3 protein-coding genes are annotated in these 5,223 nt (G+C 38.3%); all 3 read right to left on the bottom strand.

From position 1 onward, the window contains the following. Positions 1–1,129: hypothetical protein (locus tag VLB74_RS03010; RefSeq protein WP_325201986.1), on the bottom strand; the 1,129-nt coding region annotated here is incomplete at its 3' end. A 31-nt stretch (positions 1,130–1,160) separates the two neighbouring features. Continuing rightward, complete coding sequence (locus VLB74_RS03015) at positions 1,161–3,794, bottom strand: DUF5916 domain-containing protein (RefSeq protein WP_325201987.1); 2,634 nt, start codon at positions 3,792–3,794, stop codon at positions 1,161–1,163. Positions 3,795–3,842: 48 nt separating this feature from the next. Further along, positions 3,843–5,180, bottom strand: coding sequence for a PQQ-binding-like beta-propeller repeat protein (locus VLB74_RS03020; protein ID WP_325201988.1), 1,338 nt, complete (start codon positions 5,178–5,180; stop codon positions 3,843–3,845). Positions 5,181–5,223: the final 43 nt, after the last annotated feature.

The raw sequence follows: 5,223 nt of genomic DNA on the forward strand, positions 1-5,223 counted from the left end.
CAGAATATATTTTTGGAACATCGGCATACTCCAAAATTTGTTTCCAATATTCTTCTAAGCTTTTAGGCCTTGGTCGCCAGTCTGGATCTGCTACATTCTCCAGAGCTTGTTCCCAATTCTTTTCTGTTAAAAAAGCAGTATCAATTTCACAACCGGAAAGCTTTTTTATGGGTTTTAAATACACATATCCGTCATAAATATCTTCCAAAGTGAAGTTTTTATACCCCATTGAATAATAACTATCGTCCCGTAATTTACCCAAAGGCGTGTTGACCAAATCAAATCCCACAGGTTCATTGTTCCGTTTTTGCATTATCGCTTCTATAGCGCCATTTGCAGGCGAAACCATATTCGGTTTGGTGTCGGGCAGATTCATAAAAGGTTTGTGCAGAAAAATGGTGAATACTTTCTGCGGATATTTGGCATACAAAAGGTTTCCGAAATAACCATTTTCCAATCGGACAAAATCTTCTCCCAAGAAATCATACACCGGGAATTTATATCTCGTAAAAGCATGGATATCTCCTGTTAGTATCAAAATCTTTTCCCCTTTTGCAACAATTTCTTTTTCAACTATACCAAAACGATATGCTTCGGTATTTCCTTTATAGAAAACTTTTTTCATCTTTTCGGGAGTACGATAACCTGAAAATGAAGACCAATTATAGCGATAGCTTAAATTTAGAATTCGGAATTTCTTCGCCGATTTGGAAAGTGATCTATTGAATGACCAAACAGCTTTATACAAATCCGTATAGCCTTTGAAAACCCAACCCGAATTGTAATTGAACATCAGTTTACGAGCTAAATCTTCATTGTATTCCGGAGCCAAAATTAAGGAATCCAGCGTTTTTTGGTTTTCGCTTGCACCAAATTCCATTCCGATGATAGTAACTCCATTTTTATACAAAACAGGAATCAGGCTTTTTACCAACTCCAAATTTTCCTTAACTCGATGCTCTTCGGATAAAAGGATTATATCTTTTGAAGCAAATTTTGAAACAATGTATTCCTGAGGTGACATTTTATTTTTCGACAAATATTCAATTGATTTATCGATAGCTTCCGATTGTGAAAACAAACACAGCGGAACGATCATTAACAGAAACAGAATGATTTTTTTACACATAACAGTATCTTTTAAATTTATAAATAATCAATTATAACAAAAAACGGTAAGTCGCTTTTAATATGAATGTATTCTGAGGTTGTTTACCCAAAATTTGCGCATCCAGATTTACGAACAAATCATCTGCTGGACTTCCCGAACCATTTGTACCTTGCGACCATACCAAATAAATTTCGGATCCTGGTATGTATTCCCAACGCAGAACCAAATTAGAGCGAAACTGAACAAAAGAAAAGTCCGGATTAAAGAACGAATAATCGGTGGTTCCATTCTGATTTTCATCTACACTATAAATATTGGTATTGCTATCAAAAGAAATTTGATTCGCTGTATAAGTAACCGTCCGGTCCTGATAATAAGATGCTCTCGGATTTGTAACATAGTTAAACTTCGAATATTTACCAGTTGAAGCAAATGGCTGTCCATAATACTGAATGGTAAAATTTGGGTTGATGTTGTAATTCAACCGCAATGATGCACTCACTGTCTGCTGATCCAAATGGGACGTGATGTACCTCATTCCTCCTTCAAAAGGAGATTGGGTTACATATTGTGTCTTACTTTGATTGATATTAAAATTAGGGTTTAAAGTAATTGACAACGCATTAGTCGGCTGGTACGTCAGACTCGGATCCAATTCCTTGTATGAAAACGAATTATTTTTCCCTTGTGCAAAAAATATACCCGCTTGAAAACGAAGTTTTTTGCGTGTATCGGTACCAAAAGTATTATAGCTCACAAACTCTTCCGAAAACCGAAATTTGGGTCCACCCTGCAAATAAGCGTTGTTGTAAATTCTCGGTTTGTAGGAGAAGCCAATGTTGGCCCACCAATTATTAGTGAACTCCCCTTTTCCCAAAAGATCATAATAGGTTCGGTTATGGAAACCTCCGAAATCATAAGTAACAAAAGGTTCAAAACGTACCATTCCGCTTCTGAAAACACCAAAAGGTTTCAGGGATTGATAACTGACATATAACGTCTGTCTGATTTCATCGGCCTGACGAAGAAATCCAATATCGTTGAGTTCCAATTCCGGTGAACGCCAAGTCAGTCTCGCATTATATCTCCAATGTCCTTCGGAAGCTTTTCCGGCCTCAATCTTACCGCCTGTTCCGGTCAAAGAAGTCCGATCACTATCCACTGAAACATAATCGGCATCAACCCTTTGAAACAAATGGGATATTTCTTTTTGCGTGTTGGTTATGGATTCCTTCGAACCGGAAACATGACTGCCTACAATATTTCCGGCAACATAATATTTCCGGTCGTTCCAATTGTGTTTAAAATCAAGTCCTGCCGAATAAGCCGCTTTTCGTAAAAAAATGAATTGTGGCTCATCTGTATTTCTATTGGTTGCGGTTACAATCGCTCCCAAAAAACTATTCCGTTCATTAAAATCTTTTTGGACACGTCCCACAAAATAATTCGTCAACGGTTCCACCAACAGTTCTTTACGAGCTGTACCGTTGTCTATTTTTGCAAATTCATCTGCGGTTACACTCTCCAATATTCCCAAAGACCAGCCGTTTTTTGTTTTCCCACTGAATTTTGCCGCACCCAAAATAGTGGAATTTTGCGGCCGCTTAACAAAATCCTCTTTTTGGGTTGTAATAATTCCCTGTGGACTTCGTCCAATGCGTCTGGAATAAAACAGATTGTCTTCGTTGTTTGCAAAATTATAATCAAAAATATTCTTGTTTTCGATAAAAAAAGGACGCTTCTCCTGAAGAAATACCTGAAATCCATCCAAAGCAATTACTGCCGGATCAGCCTCAACCTGGCCAAAATCCGGATTAATTGTCAAGTCCAATGTCAAGTCATTCGTGATTCCAATTTTGGCGTCAAGCCCGGCATTCACATTAAACTCCTGCCCTTCCCGAAACGGATTACCAGATTCCTGTTCGTACGTATCATACTGAGTAAGGAAATAGGGCTGAATTTCAAGTTGTTTTTGCGGTTTCAAATTTATCAGACCCTGCAAACTCCCAAACTCACTTACCCACCCAGGGGCATCGGCGGGAATACGTTGCCAAACCGAACGCTCTTGCTTTCTAAAATACCGGCGCGTAGCCTGAAAACCCCAAACCTGATTCTCGCTTGCGCTGAATTTCAACTGGCTCAGCGGTATTTTCATTTCGGCGGTCCAGCCTTCGTTATCCACATTGGTTTTAACATACCAAATGGGGTTCCAACTGGCATCCCAATTATTGCCGTTATCTGCAATAAATTCGTCACTTTTCACACCCGATGCCGATATTGTAAATGAAAACCCTGTGCGTTTATCATGATAGCTATCGATATTCACTTCGACAAAATCACCATCAAAACCATCGCGCCTCGATAAACGTTTTACAATTTTATCTGGCTCTTTGTCGTAACATTTGAAAGCAACATACAGAAACTTGGAATCGTACAATATTTTAAATTTAGTCTGTTCAGTCGGGGGAGTGTTTTCGTCGGGAAGATTTTCAATAAAATCCGTTTGCCAATCGACAATATCCCAACTGGCATCTGTCAAAAGCCCGTCAATTATTGGCGCTTTAATATTTTCTAATGATTTTGTGGTATAAACTCTCTTTTCGTTTTTGGACATATCTTGTCCTGAACAGAAATAAAAAGAGAATAGGAATACCAGCAAAAACCGTATTTGCTGATTAATCATACAATTTTATTTATGTCAAATTAATTTACAATCTGATGTGTCTGATAGTTATTTAGAAAGCAATTCGATGGCATAACAATTCCCATCGGCACTGCCAAAGTAAACCGTGTTGTTTGCCACAAAAGGAGAAGAAACAATGGAGCCTAATTTATAAAACTGATCCATCACTGCTTTATTGGTGTCATACAAGGAAATATCGCTGTCTTTGACAACAAAAGCAAAATCCAGAAGATTGTTATTTAATATCTGCGAAGCAAACTGCTTTCGGCTTTCGGTACTAAAACTATTCCATTCCTTACCAAAAGATTTAGTATTCACAGCAAAAAAATTACCCGTAAAATCTCCAAAATAAGCGGTTTCGCCCGCTATTGCAGGAGAACCATACACATACCCATTTGCTTTAAACTTAAACAATTCCTCACCTGTTCTGGCATCCAAACCCAATAATGCATAGGTATCCGAAGTCCCCACATACAAAACGTCATTTACAACAACGGCCGTACCCAATATCCAGGAATACGCAGCATCGTACTTCCAAACCAGTTTTCCGGTTTCGGCATTAAGAGCAAACAAAAAGGGATCACGAGCTCCAAAATAAACCATATCGTTCGCAACAACCACACTGGATTCTATTCCTTTGAAACCTACTTTTGTTGTTGTTTCAAATTTCCAACGCTCTTTTCCAGATGTGATGTCAATGGCATATAAATTAGCATCCCAACTGCCTATATACAGTGTGTTTTTATATAGAACCGGACTGCTGTGAATGGATTCTTTTGCGGTAAACTTCCACTTTAGTTCGCCTGTATTGGCGTTCAGCGCGTACACATTACCGTCACTGCTTCCAAAGAAAACAGTCAGATTTTGTTTATCAGGGTTTATGACTGGCGACGACAAAAAGAAATCCCATAAATCCTCCATGTATTTATCGGCAGGTTTCAGCCCCAAGAAGCCTACTTCACCAACCCACTTTTCACCTCCTGTTTTGAATTTCCATTTCAAATTACCGGTTTTAATATCAATGGCATAATAGTAGCCATCAAAACTGCCCGCATAAACTGTGTTTTGGAAAATAGCCGGAGAGCTGTGCACAGCTCCTCCGGTTTTAAATTTCCAGCGCGTTTTACCTGTCTTTTCTTGAATGGCATACAGATTTCCATCCTCACTGCCTATATACACAGTTCCTTCATTTACAATTGGAGAAGAAAAGATTTTTCCGTCAGTTTTAAAAGCCCATTTCAAATTACCCAAAGGCTTATAATTTTCGCCTTTAAATACACGATTTTGAAATACATTCACAGTTGATTTTTCCTGTTGTCCAAAAACAGCAATATTATTTATTCCAATAAGAAGTACCGTCAAGGCTACTAAATAGGGGTGTCTCATTATAGGGGGCTTTTACAGTTAGCAATCAGTTGAATTTAAATAT

The organism is Flavobacterium sp., from assembly GCF_035456225.1.
In the GTDB taxonomy this organism is placed as follows: domain Bacteria; phylum Bacteroidota; class Bacteroidia; order Flavobacteriales; family Flavobacteriaceae; genus Flavobacterium.

Coding starts and splice junctions, on each gene's coding strand:
- VLB74_RS03015 (WP_325201987.1), bottom strand. CDS start 3,794: ATGATTAATCAGCAAATACGGTTTTTGCTGGTATTCCTATTCTCTTTT.
- VLB74_RS03020 (WP_325201988.1), bottom strand. CDS start 5,180: ATGAGACACCCCTATTTAGTAGCCTTGACGGTACTTCTTATTGGAATA.